The 19,430-nt window shown below is 47.4% G+C and carries 17 protein-coding genes and 2 pseudogenes; 9 read left to right on the top strand and 10 right to left on the bottom strand.

Annotated elements, in window-relative coordinates; translation table 11 throughout:
* Positions 1-53: 53 nt before the first annotated feature.
* Positions 54-1,217, top strand: a complete 1,164-nt coding sequence (locus RHP47_RS00800; RefSeq protein WP_149817262.1) for an MFS transporter — start codon at positions 54-56, stop codon at positions 1,215-1,217.
* Here the strand turns inward: RHP47_RS00800 and RHP47_RS00795 are convergent.
* Positions 1,189-3,015, bottom strand: a complete 1,827-nt coding sequence (locus RHP47_RS00795; protein WP_310840803.1) for an ABC transporter ATP-binding protein — start codon at positions 3,013-3,015, stop codon at positions 1,189-1,191. The genes RHP47_RS00800 and RHP47_RS00795 overlap by 29 nt on opposite strands.
* 413 nt (positions 3,016-3,428) lie before the next feature.
* On the opposite strand from RHP47_RS00795, the gene RHP47_RS00790 reads away from it, so the two are divergent.
* Positions 3,429-5,030 (top strand): hypothetical protein, encoded by a 1,602-nt coding sequence (locus tag RHP47_RS00790; protein ID WP_310840801.1) that lies wholly within the window; start codon positions 3,429-3,431, stop codon positions 5,028-5,030.
* A gap of 34 nt (positions 5,031-5,064) precedes the next feature.
* Here RHP47_RS00790 and RHP47_RS00785 read toward each other — a convergent pair whose 3' ends face one another.
* Together RHP47_RS00785 and RHP47_RS00780 are read right to left on the bottom strand one after the other, a co-directional pair.
* The gene (locus RHP47_RS00785; protein ID WP_286626172.1) at positions 5,065-5,643 is read right to left on the bottom strand and encodes a hypothetical protein; all 579 of its coding nucleotides are present in this window, start codon (positions 5,641-5,643) and stop codon (positions 5,065-5,067) included.
* Positions 5,644-5,655: 12 nt separating this feature from the next.
* A complete protein-coding gene (locus RHP47_RS00780; RefSeq protein ID WP_286626171.1) occupies positions 5,656-6,255 on the bottom strand; it encodes a DJ-1/PfpI family protein in 600 nt (199 codons plus the stop codon).
* A gap of 97 nt (positions 6,256-6,352) precedes the next feature.
* Between RHP47_RS00780 and cobM the strand changes: the two genes are divergently transcribed.
* Together cobM and yidD are read left to right on the top strand one after the other, a co-directional pair.
* The gene (cobM, locus tag RHP47_RS00775; RefSeq protein WP_310840800.1) at positions 6,353-7,138 is read left to right on the top strand and encodes a precorrin-4 C(11)-methyltransferase; all 786 of its coding nucleotides are present in this window, start codon (positions 6,353-6,355) and stop codon (positions 7,136-7,138) included.
* Between the two features lie 36 nt (positions 7,139-7,174).
* A complete protein-coding gene (gene yidD, locus RHP47_RS00770; RefSeq protein WP_310840799.1) occupies positions 7,175-7,435 on the top strand; it encodes a membrane protein insertion efficiency factor YidD in 261 nt (86 codons plus the stop codon).
* Between the two features lie 13 nt (positions 7,436-7,448).
* Here the strand turns inward: yidD and RHP47_RS00760 are convergent.
* The 3 genes and pseudogenes from RHP47_RS00760 to pseB all read right to left on the bottom strand — a co-directional run bounded on the left by RHP47_RS00760 (position 7,449) and on the right by pseB (position 10,383).
* Positions 7,449-8,131, bottom strand: a pseudogene (locus RHP47_RS00760) (PD-(D/E)XK nuclease family protein).
* Between the two features lie 59 nt (positions 8,132-8,190).
* Entirely contained in the window at positions 8,191-9,354 is a 1,164-nt protein-coding gene (pseC, locus tag RHP47_RS00755; RefSeq protein WP_302679689.1) for a UDP-4-amino-4,6-dideoxy-N-acetyl-beta-L-altrosamine transaminase, read from the bottom strand.
* Positions 9,355-10,383, bottom strand: a complete 1,029-nt coding sequence (gene pseB, locus RHP47_RS00750) for a UDP-N-acetylglucosamine 4,6-dehydratase (inverting) (protein WP_286668845.1) — start codon at positions 10,381-10,383, stop codon at positions 9,355-9,357.
* 146 nt (positions 10,384-10,529) lie between these two features.
* Here pseB and RHP47_RS00745 point away from each other — a divergent pair, with 146 nt between their 5' ends.
* From RHP47_RS00745 to RHP47_RS00725, 5 genes are all read left to right on the top strand, one after another.
* The gene (locus RHP47_RS00745; protein ID WP_310840798.1) at positions 10,530-11,597 is read left to right on the top strand and encodes a hypothetical protein; all 1,068 of its coding nucleotides are present in this window, start codon (positions 10,530-10,532) and stop codon (positions 11,595-11,597) included.
* A 7-nt stretch (positions 11,598-11,604) separates the two neighbouring features.
* On the top strand, positions 11,605-12,690 hold the full coding sequence (locus RHP47_RS00740; RefSeq protein WP_310840797.1) for a glycosyltransferase: 1,086 nt from the start codon (positions 11,605-11,607) through the stop codon (positions 12,688-12,690).
* On the top strand, positions 12,680-13,597 hold the full coding sequence (locus tag RHP47_RS00735; protein WP_310840796.1) for a glycosyltransferase family A protein: 918 nt from the start codon (positions 12,680-12,682) through the stop codon (positions 13,595-13,597). The genes RHP47_RS00740 and RHP47_RS00735 overlap by 11 nt, the downstream gene beginning before the upstream one ends.
* A 139-nt stretch (positions 13,598-13,736) precedes the next feature.
* Positions 13,737-14,681, top strand: a complete 945-nt coding sequence (locus RHP47_RS00730) for a class I SAM-dependent methyltransferase (RefSeq protein ID WP_310840795.1) — start codon at positions 13,737-13,739, stop codon at positions 14,679-14,681.
* On the top strand, positions 14,678-15,949 hold the full coding sequence (locus RHP47_RS00725; RefSeq protein WP_310840794.1) for a glycosyltransferase family 4 protein: 1,272 nt from the start codon (positions 14,678-14,680) through the stop codon (positions 15,947-15,949). Before RHP47_RS00730 ends, RHP47_RS00725 begins: the two co-directional genes overlap by 4 nt.
* Here RHP47_RS00725 and RHP47_RS00720 read toward each other — a convergent pair.
* The 4 genes and pseudogenes from RHP47_RS00720 to RHP47_RS00710 all read right to left on the bottom strand — a co-directional run bounded on the left by RHP47_RS00720 (position 15,879) and on the right by RHP47_RS00710 (position 19,404).
* On the bottom strand, positions 15,879-16,838 hold the full coding sequence (locus RHP47_RS00720) for a histone deacetylase (RefSeq protein WP_310840792.1): 960 nt from the start codon (positions 16,836-16,838) through the stop codon (positions 15,879-15,881). The genes RHP47_RS00725 and RHP47_RS00720 overlap by 71 nt on opposite strands.
* Positions 16,839-16,848: 10 nt before the next feature.
* Positions 16,849-17,085 carry a DUF29 family protein gene (locus RHP47_RS13085; RefSeq protein WP_206200631.1) on the bottom strand — a complete coding sequence of 79 codons (237 nt, stop codon included), beginning with the start codon at positions 17,083-17,085 and terminating at the stop codon, positions 16,849-16,851.
* 30 nt (positions 17,086-17,115) lie between these two features.
* Positions 17,116-18,678 carry a hypothetical protein gene (locus RHP47_RS00715; protein ID WP_310840791.1) on the bottom strand — a complete coding sequence of 521 codons (1,563 nt, stop codon included), beginning with the start codon at positions 18,676-18,678 and terminating at the stop codon, positions 17,116-17,118.
* A 94-nt stretch (positions 18,679-18,772) separates the two neighbouring features.
* A pseudogene (locus RHP47_RS00710) lies at positions 18,773-19,404 on the bottom strand (histone deacetylase family protein).
* Positions 19,405-19,430 lie beyond the last annotated feature (26 nt).

Below are 19,430 nucleotides of genomic sequence, written 5' to 3'. Positions count from 1 at the left end.
AACGATTCTCCACTCAATATACTGTGGACATTCCTAAATACAGGAGTTGAGTCATGGTTTGCCAAAAAGGCTCCGCCCTCAGGTTTGTCGTGCTCCTAGGGGTGGTTTCCCTCTGTGCCGATGCCACCTATGAAGGCGCCCGCAGCCTTACGGGGGTCTATTTAGGAGTATTGGGTGCCAGTGGTACCGTTGTCGGCCTCGTAGCGGGTTTGGGGGAATTCATCGGCTATGGTCTACGCCTTGGGATTGGCTATCTCAGCGATCGCACCCGTGCCTATTGGCGCATTACCACCCTTGGTTATGCCATCAATACCTTGGCTGTGCCCCTCATGGCCTTGGCCCATCGTTGGGAAGTCCTAGCGGGATTGATGATTGCTGAGCGCACCGGTAAAGCGATTCGTACACCCCCCCGCGATGTGTTGCTTTCCTACGGTGCTCGTCAAGTGGGTCGCGGCTTTGGCTTTGGTCTCCATGAGGCGATGGATCAAATTGGTGCCGTTGTTGGGCCGCTGATGGTGGCCGGCGTCTTTGCCCTCACCCAGCACTATCAATGGAGTTTTGCCGTCCTCGCCATCCCTGCCCTGATGGGGCTGGTCGTTTTATTGGTGACGCAGTGGCGGTACCCAGAGCCACGGGACTTTGAAACGGTGGTGCAGGATCTGGATACCAAAAGACTACCAACACTGTTTTGGATTTATCTATTGGCCGTGGCCTTTCTGGGCGCCGGTTATGTGGATTTTCCCTTGATTGCCTTTCATTTACAGCAGGGGGATAGTCTGCAAACGAGTCAAATTCCGCTGCTCTACGCCTTGGCGATGGGGGTTGATGCCGTGGCTGCCCTGCTCTTTGGGTACTTACTGGATCGCATTGGCATCATGGCCTTGATCCTTGCGGTTGTGCTGTCGGTAGGCTTTGCTCCCTTGGTCTTCCTCAGTTCTGCGGTGATTTGGGGCATGGTGCTGTGGGGCATTGGCATGGGTGCCCAAGAATCCATTGTGCGGGCGATCGTCGCCAACCTCGTCCCCCCAGAGCGGCGGGGGTCAGCCTATGGCATCTTCAGCACTGGTTATGGCTTAGCGTGGTTTCTCGGCAGTTTGCTCATGGGAGTGCTCTACGATCGCTCCTTGGGGTTGTTGGTACTGGTGTCAGTGGTGCTGCAACTACTGGGGCTGCCGCTGTTATTGTGGATTAGGCAAGGGGCGAGGCATCCTGCTTAGGGGCTGCTTCTTCGGCGAGTGCTTGCAATCGGTAGAGATGGGCATACACCCCATTGCGAGCCAAGAGTTCACTGTGGGTGCCCTGCTCCACTAGTTGTCCCCGTTTGAGCACAAAAATGCGATCCACATGGCGAATCGTGGCGAGGCGGTGGGCAATAATAATGGCGGTTCGATTCACCAACAGGCGGTTCAAGGCCTCCTGAATCATTGCCTCCGTGCCCACATCCAAATTGGCGGTTGCCTCATCAAGGATAAGGATTTCTGGATTGCGAATCGCCACCCGCGCAAAGGCCAAAAGTTGTCGCTGTCCCGCTGATAGATTCGTGCCCCGCTGCCGCAGGGGAGTGTCATAGCCTTGGGGCAACTGCTCAATGAAGTCGGCAATGTTCATTTCGGCGGCCACCCGCTGAATTTCGGCAAGGGTGTAGTTGTCGCCAAGGGCAATGTTGCTTTTGACATCGCCGGAAAAGAGAAAGCTATCCTGCAAAATCACGCCAATGTGCTGCCGCAGTTCTGCTTGGGTAAAGTCGCGAACATTGCGACCACTAACAAGGACTTCACCGCGCGTTGGATCATAGAGGCGACAGAGCAAGCGAATAATTGAACTTTTGCCTGCACCCGTAGGGCCAACAATCGCCACCTTTTCGCCAGCATGGATCTGAAAGGAAAGTTGCTTGAGGACATAGTCATCGTCTTTGTAGGCCAGCCAGACATCGCGAAACTCAACGGCAGCGGCTGTATTTTCTGGCTTGGGCAAACGCAAAAAGGTGCGATCGGGATCCTGAATTTCAATCGGTTCTAAGAGCAGATCATGGATGCGCTCAATGGCCGTTAAGCCCGCTTGCACCGTGGTAAATTTCTCCGCCAACTGCCGCAACGGATCAAAAACGCGCTGGGAAAAGAGAATAAACGTGGCCAAAGTGCCAAAGTCAATCGTGCGCTGCTCCACCAAGGCACCGCCCAGCCAGAGAACCCCCGCGATCGCCACAAAGGCAATCCACTCCAACGTTGCTGATACTGCCGAATCGTAGAAAATCGTCCGATCCACCTCTTTGATGTAGCGTTGATTGCGCCGCCGAAACAGTTGGCTATTAAAGGCCTCACGGCGAAACAGTTGCACCACGGTAATGCCAACGATGTTTTCCTGAAGATCGGCATTCAGTAGCGACAGCTCCTCGCGGGATTTGTAGTTGGCCACGCGGTAGCGATGTTGAAAATAGATAATCAGGGCGGTGATGGGCAGTACCAAGGCCAGCAGCAGCGTTGCTAGGAGGCGGTCAATGAAAAACATCGTCAGGATGACCACCAGCATTGAGAAGACATCGCTGAGAACCCCGACGGCGCCAGTGGCAAACACATCCCCCAGAGCATCCACATCACTGGTCAAGCGGGTAATGAGCTTACCGACGGGGGTGCGCTCAAAAAAGCGCGACGATAACCGGAGCACGTGGTCAAATAAGTCATGGCGAATATCGGCAGTAATGTTTTGGCCAATTTTTTGAATCCAGTACCCCTGCACCGCCTGCACCCCAAAACGCAGCACCACGGTAATCAGCAGTGCAATGCTCAGTAGATCAATCCCTTGGGTCAGGGTCAAAGGTTTCAAAAAGCTATAGGTACTCTCTTCCCCCTTGAGGAAGGCGATCGCCTGACCAATGATGATTGGTTGTAATGCTGCTGCTGCCGCCAAGGGAATCAAGAGCAAGCCACTTCCCACCAGTCCCCAGCGATAGGGCTTGAGGTAAGGAATCAGTCGTTGCAAAAGTTGCCAATCCGTGGAACGTGTTGCCGCTGTCATGCCCTGCTGAAACTTGTGAACATCCTTTTTCCCAGTCTAGTGGGTGCTTGTAATTGTTTGTAACAATTTACACGCTTTAGGCAGTTGTCATCTGGCCATCCCTTAGCTAAACTAAAGGTAGTTCGGGCTATTAATCCCCCGCATAGCCCCACTGAAATCCCCGAAAGGGTAAGTTACGCCGAAAGGGTAACGCACAAATCAAGGATCCTATAGCCGCCGCTTCAGAAAATGGTATGGATGTCCTTGATGCCGAAGGGATTTTTTCCAAGCTTCTCAACCGCTCTAAATTTAGGGTGTAGATTAGCTCGGTCGTTGATACGTAGGATAGTCAAGCGATCGCCCCCAGTCCCTCACCCCTCTCTGGAAATTGCAGTAGGCTAGAACTAGCGGCACCCCGTTCCATTCATCGGTTTATGAGTGATTCCCGTTTGCTCGATATTGCGCGGCAGGGCGACCCCCGTGCCATTGGTACGCTGCTGAATGCTGTCCTCCTGCCAAAGCGGGTAAAGGCCACTGTGGTACGTCAGGCCGAGGAGTTAATGATCACGCTGCATTCAGAAAAAATGCTCAATCAAGGGGCAGCCGTAACCCTGATCCGCACTGCCTTAGAAAAATTGCACTTGCCAGCGATTCAACGGGTTTTCATTGAGTCACGGGTGTTGGGCGTCCCCCTCTGGGAAAGTCATTTTCAGCTCCAAGTCCTGCCACCCACCCAACCCCATCGAGACGTGGTCGAGGATCCATGGGGCACCGAAACGGCAGCGACTGAGCCATCCCCCCCTGAACCCACGCTGCTGGATTTAATGTCTGCTTTTATGACCTCCGAGGCACCTGCCATATCTGAAAGTCAGGATGTTGTGGCGCGATCGCCCGAAGAGAAGGAACACCCGATTCCAGTAGAGAGCACACCTGAATATGGGGATGTAGCTCCTCCCCTAGAGCAAGTCACTGAGAATGGAACAGGGGCAGAACCCATCAGTGAGCCGCAAGAGAGTTTCCTAGATGAAATTCCAGAAATCGATCCTGATGAGGACATTAGTTTGGCAGATTTAGCTGCCGCCTTTGACCCCAACCCACCCTCACCAGAACCCAATACTGACCGTGGAGAATCTCCATTTGAGTCGCCCCCCCTTCAAGAAGAGCGTATTGAATCCGACACCCTTGCTGGGTTCTCAGGAGAATTGCCAGTCTTCGAGGTCGCTGCTGAACCACCTCCAGAAGCTTCTGAGTCCATAGAAGAGAGCATTGCAACACCAGAAGCCCAAGACAGTATTGCTGAGATCCCTGAACCAGCAGCCGAATTCTCTGAAGCTGCCCTAGACCAACCGACCCTTGAGGCATACGACTTCCCTGAACCGACGACTGAGGACATTGCCGCCCTAGAAGCTGAGGTTAGCCCACCCACCGCGATAACCCCTGAGATGACTGCTGAAGCTGAATCCTCGCCTGAGGGGGCGATCGCCCCAGACGCTGCCCCTGTTGTTGAGGATCCTTGGGCAGTCTCAGACACGTTGCCCACTGCACCCCCAGTCCCTTCAGAATCTTCTGCCCTTCCCCAAGACCAAGAAGCCGCCAACTATCCTCCCCTACGGGATCCTTGGTTAGAGGCCGAGCCTGTGCCGCAAGTGAAGGCAGATGAGACGCCTCCCCCTGAAACCGCCACAGAACCCCCACTACCCCCCTCTGAATCCGAGATTTACACCATTCCAACGATTGAAAAAGTCCCCCGCGATCATCAATCAAAGGTGGCAGGTCTTGCCGGCATAGTCATGGGTCTGGGCTTTTGTGCCACGGGGCTAGGCACCATCATCGGTCTGCCGATGGTCGTGGGCAGTATGTGGATGCTTGGGGATGAGGAGGTATGGAGTGGCGAGTGTCCCCATTGTCATCACCCACTGAAAGTTCCGGTCGGTAAGCTGTGGCGCTTTAGTTGTGAAAAGTGTCAAGGGTTGATTGAAATGAAGAATGGCCGCTTCTACGCGCGGCAAACGCCCCCTGCACCCCCCTCGTCTTGAATCTGAATCTAAACAGAACTCTAGATGTCTAAACTTAGGTGTCTAAATTCTCTAAATTCAAACTGACCCGACCCCGTTGGCGGCGGGCTTCAAGAGCTTGGGCAATGAGATCCAATAGCCCCGGTGCTTCTTCCTGAATCGTCAGCAGGAGACGTTCCCCCATGGCCAAATCTGTATCTGGAGCGGGCGGTTCTTTTTGAACCAACTGCCGCAGCCGAGGCACTGTATTGTCAACGATTTCCACGAGTGCCCCCAAGCAGCGAAAAAATTGCCGCTCGGTGAGGGTGCTATCCTCAATGGGGAATTCAATCATGGCACGCACTTCACCGGTGTTGGGGTCGTACTCCCACTGCAACATTTTTGTCTGCCACGAAATGCACAGTAGCGTTTGCAAAATGGCATCACGAAACTGGTGGGTTTTAATCCCCGGCAAAAGATTGGGGGCATAGAGCTTAAAAAACTCACCTCCCTCATCTAGCTCAATGACGACGATAAATCGCTCAAGGTGATCACCGTTGACGCCCGTAATAATTTGGTGGTTGGCCGCATTCAACCGATAGTTCAGTTGGTGCCGTTGGAGATATTGGGCAATTTGGCTGAGGGCGATCGCCATGCCACGGTGATCCTACACTGCTGCCAAGGGTCGGTGGCTAATCGTTGTTCCCAAAATCTCTAAAAATGCCGCCAACCACTGGGGATGGGCAGGCCAAGCGGGCGCCGTGACCAGATTGCCATCCACTACGACTGCATCCACTGCCACACTGGTAAAGTTACCCCCAGCACTCACGACCTCAGGACCACAGGCCGGATAGGCCGTACAGGTTTTGCCCGCAAGAACGCCTGCTGCCGCCAACAGTTGGAGGCCGTGACAAATGGCTGCAATCGGTTTTTGGCTCTCGCCGAAGTGCTTGGTGATTTCCAGTACCCGTGGATTGAGGCGCAAATACTCTGGGGCGCGCCCCCCCGGCACCACTAGTGCATCGTAGGTAACGGGGTCAATCTCTGCAAAGGTGGCATTGAGGGTAAAGTTATGTCCCCGCTTTTCACTATAGGTTTGATCCCCCTCAAAATCGTGAACTGCCGTGCGAACAATGTCCCCAGCGACTTTATCAGGGCAGACAGCATGCACGGTATGACCCACCATTTGGAGGGCTTGGAAGGGCACCATCACTTCGTAATCTTCCACATAGTCACCCACAAGCATGAGAATCCGTTTGCCGCTCATGATCCGCTGCCTCTTAAACTGACCTGTCTTGATCCTGACATAACTGTGTTACCGGCAAAAGTTAATCTTAGTAAGGGGAATAATCAGGTGCAGTGTAGTGCTAAAAAGACAGACCTCGGCTGGGGTTTATTTTGTCGGTGCTGGCCCCGGTGATCCAGAATTACTCACCCTCAAGGGACAACGGCTGATCCAAGAGGCCGATGTGATTTTCTATGCCGATTCTCTTGTGCCGACGGGGATTTTGCAGTTTGCACCGCCGAGTGCCACCTGTATTCCCACAGCCGCAATGACTCTTGAAGAAATGATTCCGCTGATGGTTGAAGCAGTCCAAGCGGGTAAAAAAGTGGTACGGTTGCAATCGGGAGACCCTAGCCTCTACAGTGCCATTCACGAGCAGATTGCCCGCCTCGCCGAAGCAGGCATTACCGTTGAAGTTGTCCCCGGCATCAGTGCCTATCAATTGGCTGCCGCCCGCCTTAATGCCGAACTCACCCTACCCGAATTGGTACAGACAATTATCCTCACCCGTGCCAGTGGCCGTACACGCGTCCCACCAACAGAAGAATTGGCCAGTCTAGCCGCCCACAAAGCCAGCCTTTGCCTCTACCTGAGTGCGAATTGTGTCCACCGTGCTCAGCGAGATTTGCTTCAGCACTATCCGCCCGAAACCCCAGTTGCTGTGGGCTACCGCTTGGGATGGCCCGATGAGCAGTTGTGGCTCGTTCCCTTGGCTGAAATGGCATCATTCAGTCAGCAGCAGCGCTTGACGCGCACCACCCTTTACCTGATCAGTCCAGCACTGGCAGTACAACATCAAGGCCATGGCTCATTGCGCTCCTGCCTCTATAGTCCAGAACATCACCATCTATTTCGCCCCCATTAACCTGGGTATAATTGGGATACCTTGTAGGCAAAGGCTGTGGACAACTGGCTAAGCAAAGCACTGATCTTTTTGATTCGCGCTTATCAGCATTGGATTTCGCCGTTATTTTTGCCCACCTGTCGCTATACGCCCACTTGTTCTGTCTATGCGGTTGAGGCGATCGCCCGATTTGGAGCAGTCAAGGGAACCTATTTAGCCATTCGTCGTATTTTGCGCTGCCACCCCTTTGCTGCCGGCGGCTATGACCCTGTACCCGATCCCCACGATGACTCTGTGCCCCCCTCTTCCCCTTGTTAGTGTCCGGGAGAGCCTATAGACCCTCTACAGCATCGGCATAGCGATAAATTTCTATTCCCAATGCTGCGGCAACCGGTCGTGCTCGATCATCTACCATTGGCAAAATCACGATTTTACGGTCAATTTGGCGTTGGTGGTGCCGTGCATAAAAATTCACCTTGCGATCAAAGATATACATCCCTGCCTTGTCAATTGAAGATTTAATTTCACAGGCGATCGTGAGACCATTCTTGATGATCAAGTCTAGTTCCACCTGATCCGGACGACCAAAGACCTCGCGCTCATGGTCCCAGAGGCTTCAACCCCAAAGGATTCCGTCAAGATCCCAGCAAGTGCCTTCCGAAAACTTGTTTTAGAGGCAATGCCCCAGCGAGCACCTAGGGCACCTATCGTACTCTCAAACCGTTTATCCAGACGCCGAATTTCTGCAAGTTGCTCATGCCAGCGGCGATCCTGTTCCTCCCATCTGCGGACTTGTGCTTCCCATTTACGATTTTCTTCCTCCCAACGACGGGCTTGTTCCTCGCGATCGCGCCGCAGTTCCTCTAGGATGCGATCGAACTTAATATCTGCCTCACGACGGGGAAGGGATAATTCTGAGACTGTGCGCAGGACAAAGTCCCTCAGGCTGGGATCTTGAGCCACGAGCCGAGGTAGCTCCTGTTGAATGAGGGCAATAATCTCTGCCTGCTCCATGACATGCTTTTACCTGAGCTATTTTCAATTCTAGGGGAGGGACTGTTGGCGTCACGGCCTTAAGCCAAGACTTGCTTGAGTGCCTGAATCACTTGATCCTGTTGAGCAAGGGTCAGTCCATAATACAGTGGCAAGCTAATCGCTTCTTGGTAGTAGGCTTCGGCGTTGGGAAAGTCTCCCCATTGAAAGCCCAATTGCTGATAGTAGGGTTGGGTATGTACAGGAATATAGTGCAGATTCACCCCAATCCCAAGGGCGCGCAGGGCTTCAAAGACTTCGCGATGGGAAGTTTGAATCTGGTCTCGCTTCAGGCGAATGATGTACAGATGCCAACTGGAGCGGGTGTCAGGATGCTGAAAGGGGAGCGTGAGGGGCAAATCAGCAAGGTATTGATGGTAGCGTTGGGCTAAAAAACGCCGCCGCTCGACAAATAGATCGAGGCGTTGCAGTTGCCGTAGGCCGAGGGCGGCTTGGAGGTCGGTCATGCGGTAGTTAAAGCCCAGTTCCAGTTGTTGGTAGTACCAAGGGCCGTGGGAGTCGCTCACCATTTGTTGGGGATCGCGGGTAATGCCGTGGCTGCGCAGACGGATAAGGCACTGGTAGAGGTCTGGATCATTGGTGAGAACGGCACCGCCTTCACCCGTGGTGATAATCTTGACGGGATGAAAGCTAAAAACCGCCATCGTCGAGAATTCACAGCAGCCAATGGGTCGGCCACGGTACTGACCCCCAAGGGCATGGGAGGCATCTTCAATAAGCATAAAGCCATAGGTCTGCGCCAATTCAGCAAGGGCAGCCATCTCACAGGATTGCCCTGCCAAATGAACAGGAATGACGACCTTGGGAAGCGTCCCTTGCTTTTTGGCCATTGCTAGCTTGTCGGCAAGGGCAGAAACACTCAGGTTATAGGTGTGGGGGTCAATATCAACAAAATCCACCGTGGCACCACAGTAAAGGCCACAATTGGCGGAGGCCACAAAAGTAATCGGCGATGTCCACAGGCGATCGCCCCCCTGTAGCCCCGCTGCAATACAGGCGAGGTGAAGTGCCGCTGTAGCACTACTAACCACAACGGCATACCGTGCACCACAATAACTGGCCAGTGCTGCTTCAAACTCGGGAACCTTTGGGCCTTGGGTCAACCAGTCTGATTGCAGGACGTCAACGACAGCCGCAATATCCTCTGGCGTAATGTCTTGGCGACCGTAGGGAATTGTGCCCATTTAGCCCCTGCCTGGAACAAAGTTCGGGTCAACGTGTTGGCGAATCAGGGCGCGTAGCTCCTCGACACTAAGGAAGCGATCGTTGGTGCCAGAATTATAGCTGAAGCCCGGTTTAACCCGTGTTGCCCCTGTTTGGGCACAGTACTCTTCTAGCGTGAAGCGTCCCTGAGTTGGCAAAATGGCATAGTATTGACCCAAATCAACCGTGGTATAAGAATCGGAAGTGGTAATCATCTCTTCGTGGATCTTTTCCCCTGGACGGATACCCACAAACTGTTGCTCACATTCCGGGCAAATCGCCTCTGCAACATCGAGAATGCGGTAGGAGGGAATTTTCGGCACAAAGATTTCGCCCCCCCAACTGTGCTGCAGTGCCCACAGTACCATTTCTACCCCCTCTTGGAGGGAGATATTGAAGCGAGTCATGGCTGGATCCGTAATTGGTAGGCAGCCCTCACAGCGCTTTTTCAAGAAAAAAGGAATCACGGAGCCTCGCGACCCCATGACGTTGCCGTAGCGAACCACACTGAACCGCAGATCACGACCCGCAAAGTTATTGGCAGCAATGAAGAGTTTGTCACTACAGAGCTTTGTTGCTCCGTAGAGGTTGATGGGGGCAGCCGCCTTGTCGGTGGAGAGGGCAATGACTTGCTTCACACCGGTGTCGAGGCAGGCTTGAATGACGTTTTCGGCCCCCATGACATTGGTGCGAATAAACTCAATGGGGTTGTATTCCGCCGCAGGCACTTGCTTCAGGGCAGCCGCATGAACCACAATATCGACCTTGTTCAGAGCCCGGCGTAGGCGATCGCGATCCCTAACATCGCCAATGAAGTAGCGGATACCTGGATACTTTTGGTAGGGGAACTCCTGAGCCATCTCGAACTGCTTTAGCTCGTCACGGCTAAAAATGACGAGACGTCGAATATCAGGGAACTGCCGCAACACCTCCTTGACAAAGGCACGGCCAAACGACCCTGTACCCCCCGTCACAAGTACGCCGCTCTCTTTCGTTAATCCTTGAGGCATTCTTGTAGATCCTCTCCACTACTTCTATGCTTCAATCCATCAATCGCAAAAAATCCCATCGAGCGACCACGGCGAGCTTGCTCTTGACAACTGCCTTGAAAATCGGTTAAATCGAGGTATCTTAATTATCATAACGTAAATAAAGCATGAAGAAGCCTATCAAACCTCAAAAAATTTGGCCAAACTATGAGGATATAAATCCTTTCGAGGGTTTTGATGATGCATATCTCGAATATATCTGTTCGGAAAAAGTAGATACTGGAATTAAGAGTAATTTTGCAAGACTTCCTGCTTTATTTTGGCCTACAGAGCTTTATAGTTTTGGTCGTTGCTATCGTTTATGGTTAAAGTGGCCTGATATATTACCAATACCGGTCTACGGAGATCATGGTGTAGCACTTTCAGGGGAGCTTCAGGAACATGAGATAAATAATAAAGCTGCTTACTACCTATCTTGGTATAAACAGAGAGTTATTAGTATTGAAAGATACCAAATTAAGAAGGTGGTTCATATAACACATCCATGGGTGATCTATAGAAAAATAGCTGGTTATAATCTAAAGGAAAAAGCAAAAGGCACTTTGATTTTTTATCCACATTCCAATGATGGAATTGAGATCATAGATTATGATTGGGATGAGTACTTCCACAATCTGGAATCATTAGAAGATCGCTATAAACCATTTGTTATATGTATGCATATGCATGATGTGAAAAAGGGTTACCATAAGAAGCTTAGAAAGTACAATATACCAATAGTCAGCGCAGGCGAAACACTAAGTCCGCTGTTTGTAGATAGGTTTTATGACTTAGTCTGCAATTTTCTTTATGCAACATCACCAACAGGTGGTAGTGAGTTGTTTTATTGTGAAGAAATAGGAATTAAATACTTTATACTTGGTAAAGAGCCAGTCTACTACAATTTTTCTCATCATCAAAATCCATTTGGTGTGCTTAAGCCAAGAGATGAAGTGGCAATGATATCGCATCAAATCAAGAAAGAATTATTCTCTAGCTTACCTCCAGAAAACAGTTACGAGAAAAAGCAATTTGTAAGTGATGTATTAGGGTTAGAATTGGACTTGCCAGCAATCGCTAAAACACTAAGGACAATATTTGTTGTTGAGATGATCAGGCTTTTACCGATAGCATATCTAAATATCCTACTCAGGCTGAAATCTAAGTTATTTTTTAGGATAAAATCCCTATTTTGATTCTTAAATGTTAACTGTAAGTTTATCTATAGTAGCCATGTATCCAATGAAAAAACTTGAGTTTCTTATTCCATCATATAAAAGACCACAAACACTAGTAAGAGCGATACAGTCTATAACAACTCAAGTCAAACAATTTGAATTAGCTGACAAAGTAAGTATTGTAGTTGTTGATGACTGTACTCCAAACTTTAGCTGTGATGACATAAGAAAGCAAATCAATATATTACCAGAAATAGTTGATATAAGGACTAATACTTATAACAAAGGTATGAGCCTAAATATTCGTGATATGGTTTTTGAATCTTCTGCTGACTTCGCCTGCATCTTAACTGATGATGACTACTTACAGCCGAACATCTTAATTGATATAATTAATTTCATAGATAACTTAACTAGCTACGAAAATAACACAAATGTACAAATAGGTTCATTTTTTGTGCCAAGATATTCATACTTAGAAGATGGTTCTCTTCATTGTGTAGTGTGTAAGCCATTTGAGCAAGATACCTTAATACCGCGTGGAACCATAAACTCAATTCGCTATTTACATAACGGATTTATATTAACTGGGCTTTTCTTCAAGCCCAAACTGATAAACTTTAGTTTGTGGAATGAAAATATTGAAAATGCTTTTTTCCCACTTATTTATTTTTTTGATTTACTATTAAAATATGATTGCTTCTTCATTAATAGAAACTGGTTTGTTCATACAGTTCTTAATAGGTGTCACTGGGAAGCGTGGGGAACAACAGATTACCAAAGGAAAATCCGGCTGTACACTGACTACATGAAGGCTATTACTATTTGCACTAATATATCTATTGATTATGACAAAAGAACTACAAGTACTTATATTCATTACCTTAAGAAAATCTTTATCCTTATAGAAGAAACTAAGAATTACCGAAACCAAATTAAGAGTGTTATCCGTTCTGGTCTATCTCTAGTAGATATAAAGGGTGTCAATGACCTTACAAAGCAAAGGCTGACATTTCGTTTAGCAGTCGTGATAAGCTACATTGATTTGATTTTATTTCGATTTATCTTAAAATTTATTTGGAATTTACGAATCTTGACCTATGGTAAGTAGCCCGGTATTATTTCTAGTGTTTAATCGCCCCAAAACTACTGCAAAAGTGCTTGAAGCGATTTGTCAAGTCAAACCCAGAAGGTTCTATATAGCTGCAGATGGTCCTAGACCTGACTATGAGGGCGAAGCAGAGAAAGTTAGACAAGTCAGGGAGATTGTTACGCAAGTAGATTGGCCTTGTGAAGTTAAAACTCTTTTTAGAGAGAAGAACCTAGGATGTAAGGTAGCCGTCAGTAGTGCCATTACTTGGTTTTTTGAGCACGAAGAAAAGGGGATTATTCTAGAAGATGACTGTTTGCCCCATCCTGACTTTTTTAGGTTTTGTGATGAATTGCTTGAATACTACGAACAAGACGAACGGGTTTGGGTTATCACGGGAAACAACTTTCAGGATGGGCAGTGGCGTGGAAAAGCTAGCTATTATTTCTCTAAATATAATCACTGCTGGGGTTGGGCTACGTGGAGGCGCGCATGGTCTAAATATGACGTAGACATCTCATTTTGGCCGGAGTGGAGCAAATCATCAACTTGGCAAAATCTTCACTTTAACTCTGTTGAGGAGGGATACTGGCGTAAGATTTTTAATCGAGTGTATTCAAGTGAGATTAATACATGGGACTATCAATGGACGGCCTGTGTCTGGTATCATGGAGCCTTGACGGCGACACCCAACGTTAATCTTGTAAGCAATATTGGTTTTGGTTCTGATGCAACTCATACAAAGACTGCAGGTCATATTCATGCAAACTTGCCCGTTTTTCCAATAGGAGAAATTCAACATCCAAGTGAAGTGGCTGTTGATGTAGAAGCAGATAAGTATACCTTCAATGAGCACTTTGGTGGCAAGCGTATGCGTTTTCCTTCTTCACTAATTAGAAGCATAGTATCGAAACTAGTTCCTCAGTAAAGCCAATTGATTGTTTTTTTCTTCTTTTAAGGGAAGAATATGACATTTCTTCCTTTTTTCTAGCCTCTCAAACTATCTTTCAACACTTCTGAATCCAAGTGACTAGCAAAGGTTTTTTTGTTAACAAGGAGACACTAAAATGAGCTTAGTACACCCTAAGTCACCTTTGACAAATCAAGAAAATACAGTATGTCTCAGGTCAATTTCTACGGAGAAAATTTACCAGAGATGGTACGATATTTTTGGTATCAAGTTGTTTGATAAATTTCTTTCTATAAAAGAGATTATGCATTGGAAATGTTTGGATACTGGTTTTGAATGGTACACTCCTGCTGAAGGCGCTGGTGATGGTTCTCTTTATCAGCAACTACAAAAATTTCCATGGTACTATATGTCTGATAAGTGGGAGTTTCATGCTGCTCTAGACTATATTCAACCATCATCAAAAGTTCTTGAAGTAGGTATTGGTGGTGCAGGCTTTTTACAACTAGCACGCCGAAAGGGTGTTGATATTGAAGGAATGGAAATTAATCCTGAAGCAATTCAAAATGCCCAGAAACTAGGTTTTATAATTTACCCAGTCTCAATCGATGAATTTCTAAACCAATATCCAGATCAAAAGTATGACGCTATTTGTGCTTTTCAGGTAGTTGAACATATCCCCGACCCTATCTCATTTCTAACTAAATTAATCAATATTTTGCGGCCAAACGGCAAATTAATTCTCTCTGTACCTAATTCTGAAGTCTTACGTAAAATTGATCCAAGCTATGAAAACCTCCTTGATCAGCCTCCTCATCATATGTCTCACTGGTGTAAAAGTGTTTTTAATTACTTACCTAACATTCTGCCCCTAGAGGTTACTAACCTATTAGAAGAGCCTCTACAAAGTTATCATGTGGAAGGATTTGTTGTTGGCTATTGTCGAAATTTTCTTAAAACTAAACTGAGACTACCCAATCTAGGATGCCGATTACTTGCAAACTATGTTACTCTAAGTCCAATTAGTCTTCTCTTGAAGTTAGGAATAAGTAAAATGCTTCCAGGGCATACTTTACTAGCTGTCTTAACTAAAAAGGCATGATGAAAGCGCTTCACTTAAATACGTACGCGGATACAGGTGGCGCTGCAAAAGCTGCTTTAAGAATTTGTCAATCTCTGCGAGGTATTGATTGTAATGCCTCGGTGGTTGTTGCTTCCTCTCAAATGAAAGAGACTTACATTTTCTCTGATAAGAATCCACTTGGCTCGATTAAATATAGTTTCCTTAATGATTTGTCCAAAATTTTTATTAAGCTATCTGGTTTTAGAACAGAGAATAAAATTCTTCATAGCCCTAATCTATTTTCCTGCTATTCCACGGCATTTCTCGAATCACTGCTACCTGATATTATCCATTTTCACTGGATCGCAGCAAATCTGTTAAGTATTGAGGAAGTTGCCAAGTTAACGCAGCCACTTGTTTGGACACTGCATGATATGTGGGCATTCTGCGGTGCAGAACACTACACGGAAGATTTACGCTGGAAAGAGGGCTACTATTCCCACAATCGACCTGCCTATGAAAGGGGGTTTGATCTTAATCGCTGGACTTGGGAGCGTAAGCGAAAATATTGGCAAAAGCCCATACATATCGTTGCACCAAGTCACTGGTTAGCAGACTGTGTTCGACAAAGTGCACTGATGCATAATTGGCCTGTTAGCGTGATTCCTAATCCAATTAATACTGAGAAGTGGTACCCCTATCATAAAAAACAAACACGCCAAAACCTAGGCCTACCAACAGAAGTGCCAATTGTTCTGTTTGGTGCAATGGGGGGTGGCCGAAATGTGCGCAAAGGGTTTGACTTACTCAAAGAAGCCTTGGATTATCTCAAAAATAGAGGTCAACAGTTTCAAATAGTTGTTTTTGGTGAATCTGAGCCTCGTAAGAAACTAGATTTGAAATTTCCAGTTCAATACGCGGGTCATATTGATAACGAAGAGTATCTTTGTAGGCTGTACAGCGCAGCGGATGTGATGATTGTGCCCTCTCGGCAGGATAATCTTCCCAATACTGCTATTGAAGCGCAGGCCTGTGGAACACCAGTAGTTGCCTTTCGTATTGGCGGACTACCCGATATTATTACTCATCAACAAACAGGGTACTTGGCTCAGCCCTTTGATGCAACTGATCTTGCTGATGGTATTCAATGGGTGTTAGCGGATTCTCAGCGTCATGCTGAATTATGTGACCAAGCTCGTGCGGACGCAGTGAGGAAATTTGCCTATCCTGTGGTGGCTAAGCAATACCTTGCGGTTTATGAGGAAGTTCTCGAGCGGCATCGTCAACAACCGTCGCCTGTACAGTAGCAACCAGCGATCGCCCCAAGGCATTAAGGTTGTACCCTCCCTCCAAGCCAATGACAATACAGTGAGTGATCTGCAAGCACTGATGCATCATCCAGCCATAATCGGTCTCTTCTAGTTCAATGCTGGAAAGGGGATCCTCGCGGTGGGCATCGTAGCCCGCACTGATGATAAGCACATCTGGGCCAAATTGCTGCAAAAAGGGCATGACTTGATCTTGAAAAGCAGTGCGATAGGCCGCTCCAGTGGAGCCTGTGGGCATGGGTAAGTTGAGGACGTTATTGTAGGGGCCGCGATCGCCCCCATCCCCCGTATAGGGATAGGCAGGAAACTCATGGAGCGAACAATAGGCAATCTGAGGATGGTCTTGAACCAGTGCTTGGGTACCATTGCCGTGGTGGACATCCCAATCGAGAATTGCGACTCGTCTTATCCTTGGCAGACTGAGGGCATAGTGGGCAGCAATGGCTGCATTCGCTAGTAGGCAAAAGCCCATTCCCCGCTCCCGCAACGCATGGTGGCCGGGGGGGCGTGCCAAAACAAAAATCGGTTGCTGCCGCTGCACCGCCAAATCTACACTATCGAGCCACGCCTGTACTGCTAATCGTGCCACGCGATCGCTCTGGTCATTGAGGTAGGTATCGGGATCTAGCCAGCCGCCCCCTGCTGCTGCAATCCGCGTTAATTGGTCTAAATACACCCGACTATGTACCTTTTCCAACCAAGGAGTTAATCCTTCTCCGACAGGTGTAGGTTCACGCCATTCTGCTGCTGGAAATGCTGCCTGTAAGTGCTGACGGATGGCCACTAACCGTTCGGGTCGCTCAAAGTGAAACTGGCGGCAGCGGTGTTCGAGGAAGCGATCGCTATAGATAAAGACAGGGGAAAACATAGGCGCTTGGTCAGGCTAGGTTGTTGCAATCGCCACTTGTATCACAAAGAAACGTTGGATTGAGTACCTGCTCCAACGTGTAGGGATAGACGTCGGGAAAGACTCGCAGAGACAGCAACGTTTCTCGCAAAGTTAAATCTACCACCACCCTTTCGAGGCCATCACTTAAGGCTTCAGCTCCCAAGCTCTGCAGACTAGGGCTCCAGCGCAAATGCCGCTGAATATTGGTAGTGTCTCCAGAAGCCACTAACACCCTAGCTGTCGAAGAGGACTAAACTCAAGAGCAATCTAGAAAATTTAGAAACTCTAAAAAAGAATCCAAGAATTTCTTTTCAGTCTCATCGTTTGCTCTTCCTAGCTCATACCAATTATCTAGCTCATGCCAATTATTTTCGCTTATATTCATTATGCAGTTTTTCTCTAAAGCTTTTAAGTAAAGAAGAAACTTTTCTCTTGTTAGATCGAATTCTTGGTTGCATATTTTTTTCAAAGCGTTAGAGCAATCACTCAAATCACGTATTGGAAAGACTCCAGGAGCATACTGATAAACATGATAGCCAAAAAATAAAACTGGTTTCTCTTGATATAACGACTCCAAAGTAACGGTTCCAGTAATAGTCGCAACACAAAGACTATTCTTGATTAAATCAAAAGAAGAACAGCGACGAGAAACTAACCTTACTCTAGGGATTCTCAAGATATCGCTGTAGAAACTTGGCTCCCTATATCTACTGGTGTTTAGGTCGTATGTCTGAGCTGGGTGCTCCCTCACATATAACCATACATCCTCTGGTCTTGAGTGAGACAGCCATTCTATCATGATTTTTTGGTTCTCAAAAAACTCGCCCATTGGAAGTGTGGAACATTCGGGTTGATAATGTAGAGGAACATAAATATACGGCTCGTTATCTAAGCAGCTGTTATTTGTGATTGTACACAAACTTTCGTAATAAAGATCAAAGTATAGGTTGCCAAATCTATGTACTGGTTTATGAAGCAATTTTAAAGCTCTAGCTATTTTTAAAATCTTAGCTATTTTTCTTAAAATTCTAATCAATTTAATACTAATAGTCATCAAGTATTTTAACATTTTACTTCTAATTGAATTAGGATTGATAGACTTGGTATTAATAGCCATTAAGTATGCCAATATTTTATTTTTACCTAGCTGATCAAAAGTCTGCTTTATGTAAGGAGGATGCACTTGTAATTTCTGGTTACTTATAAACTCAGCAAACTGTGGCGACCAGTGACTTATGTCCACAGAATCAGGATCATTGATGTACTTTTGGCACAAGGTATCTACCCTAGGATCTGGAATTCTCCAGTCACTCATTAGGGTGTACGACCCCGAGATTCCTAGGGGGTGAATAAGGATAGTTTTTATAGACATTAGCTTGCAAAGGTAATAAATAAATGAGTCGTAAACCATATGGGGTACAGCTCCAAAAAAGAGATTAATTTTTCTATCCCTTAAGTACCATAACCAAAATTTTAAGTGTTGATAGTATTGGTCTCTAGCTTGTGTATATGGCAAGTGAGTAGCTCTATGAATAATAGATACTATCTCTGACGTGTACATTTCCATTGAATTTAAAATGTATCTATCTACTGGAGGTATACTAGCAAGCAATTTTTGATTGTAAATACAGTCCCGAAGATCATCATGATCCATGATTTCTATAGTAAAGTTTACATTTGAAAATTCTTTATTCTTTCTGTGATACTTAAATGAACTAAATTGGTAAATACACAAGCAAAATTCTAGGTCAATAGCAGTTGATAGCATCTTGGCAAAGTAGGGTTGCTGTAAAACGATCGCCCTGTATGGAGTTGCCATTTCAGTTTCCCAATATTTACTAAATTTCTTAATTCTATAATGAAAAGACTAAGGAGTCAAGACCAGTTTGCCATAGGAAAACGCGAAGACTCAACTAGGGAGGATGGTTAGGAAATACCCGGAAATACTCATTGTTGTCCGCTTGGAAAGCTCTTCGGTAGGTTGCCCCGGTTGAGCCACTGGGCAGAGGCAGATTAAGGACGTTGTTGTGGTGCCCCCGATCGCTCCCCTCTCCTGTATAGGGATAGGCAGGAAACTCATGGAGCGAACAGTAGGCAATCTGGGGATTGTTCTGAACTAATGCTTGGGTGCGATTCCCCGCTCCCGCAACGCATGGTGGCCGGGGGGGCGTGCCAAAACAAAAATCGGTTGCTGCCGCTGCACCGCCAAATCTACACTATCGAGCCACGCCTGTACTGCTAATCGTGCCACGCGATCGCTCTGGTCATTGAGGTAGGTATCGGGATCTAGCCAGCCGCCCCCTGCTGCTGCAATCCGCGTTAATTGGTCTAAATACACCCGACTATGTACCTTTTCCAACCAAGGAGTTAATCCTTCTCCGACAGGTGTAGGTTCACGCCATTCTGCTGCTGGAAATGCTGCCTGTAAGTGCTGACGGATGGCCACTAACCGTTCGGGTCGCTCAAAGTGAAACTGGCGGCAGCGGTGTTCGAGGAAGCGATCGCTATAGATAAAGACAGGAGTTGGCACTGCTGTTGTGTCCATGCATAAAAATCAGTATCCTAAAGCGT

Source organism: Thermosynechococcus sp. QKsg1 (assembly GCF_031586415.1).
GTDB lineage: Bacteria > Cyanobacteriota > Cyanobacteriia > Thermosynechococcales > Thermosynechococcaceae > Thermosynechococcus.
The sequence above is the reverse complement of the archived record's forward strand: the minus strand, read 5'-3'. Positions and strand labels throughout refer to the sequence as shown.

Excerpts from the sequence above, each read along its gene's own strand:
- RHP47_RS00795 (WP_310840803.1), bottom strand. The coding sequence starts at position 3,015 with ATGACAGCGGCAACACGTTCCACGGATTGGCAACTTTTGCAACGACTG.
- RHP47_RS00730 (WP_310840795.1), top strand. The coding sequence starts at position 13,737 with ATGAGCTTAGTACACCCTAAGTCACCTTTGACAAATCAAGAAAATACA.
- RHP47_RS00745 (WP_310840798.1), top strand. The coding sequence starts at position 10,530 with ATGAAGAAGCCTATCAAACCTCAAAAAATTTGGCCAAACTATGAGGAT.
- RHP47_RS00725 (WP_310840794.1), top strand. The coding sequence starts at position 14,678 with ATGATGAAAGCGCTTCACTTAAATACGTACGCGGATACAGGTGGCGCT.
- RHP47_RS00800 (WP_149817262.1), top strand. The coding sequence starts at position 54 with ATGGTTTGCCAAAAAGGCTCCGCCCTCAGGTTTGTCGTGCTCCTAGGG.
- RHP47_RS00720 (WP_310840792.1), bottom strand. The coding sequence starts at position 16,838 with ATGTTTTCCCCTGTCTTTATCTATAGCGATCGCTTCCTCGAACACCGC.
- RHP47_RS00780 (WP_286626171.1), bottom strand. The coding sequence starts at position 6,255 with ATGAGCGGCAAACGGATTCTCATGCTTGTGGGTGACTATGTGGAAGAT.
- pseB (WP_286668845.1), bottom strand. The coding sequence starts at position 10,383 with ATGCCTCAAGGATTAACGAAAGAGAGCGGCGTACTTGTGACGGGGGGT.
- RHP47_RS00735 (WP_310840796.1), top strand. The coding sequence starts at position 12,680 with ATGGTAAGTAGCCCGGTATTATTTCTAGTGTTTAATCGCCCCAAAACT.
- RHP47_RS00785 (WP_286626172.1), bottom strand. The coding sequence starts at position 5,643 with ATGGCGATCGCCCTCAGCCAAATTGCCCAATATCTCCAACGGCACCAA.
- pseC (WP_302679689.1), bottom strand. The coding sequence starts at position 9,354 with ATGGGCACAATTCCCTACGGTCGCCAAGACATTACGCCAGAGGATATT.
- RHP47_RS00790 (WP_310840801.1), top strand. The coding sequence starts at position 3,429 with ATGAGTGATTCCCGTTTGCTCGATATTGCGCGGCAGGGCGACCCCCGT.
- RHP47_RS00715 (WP_310840791.1), bottom strand. The coding sequence starts at position 18,678 with ATGGCAACTCCATACAGGGCGATCGTTTTACAGCAACCCTACTTTGCC.
- RHP47_RS00740 (WP_310840797.1), top strand. The coding sequence starts at position 11,605 with ATGTTAACTGTAAGTTTATCTATAGTAGCCATGTATCCAATGAAAAAA.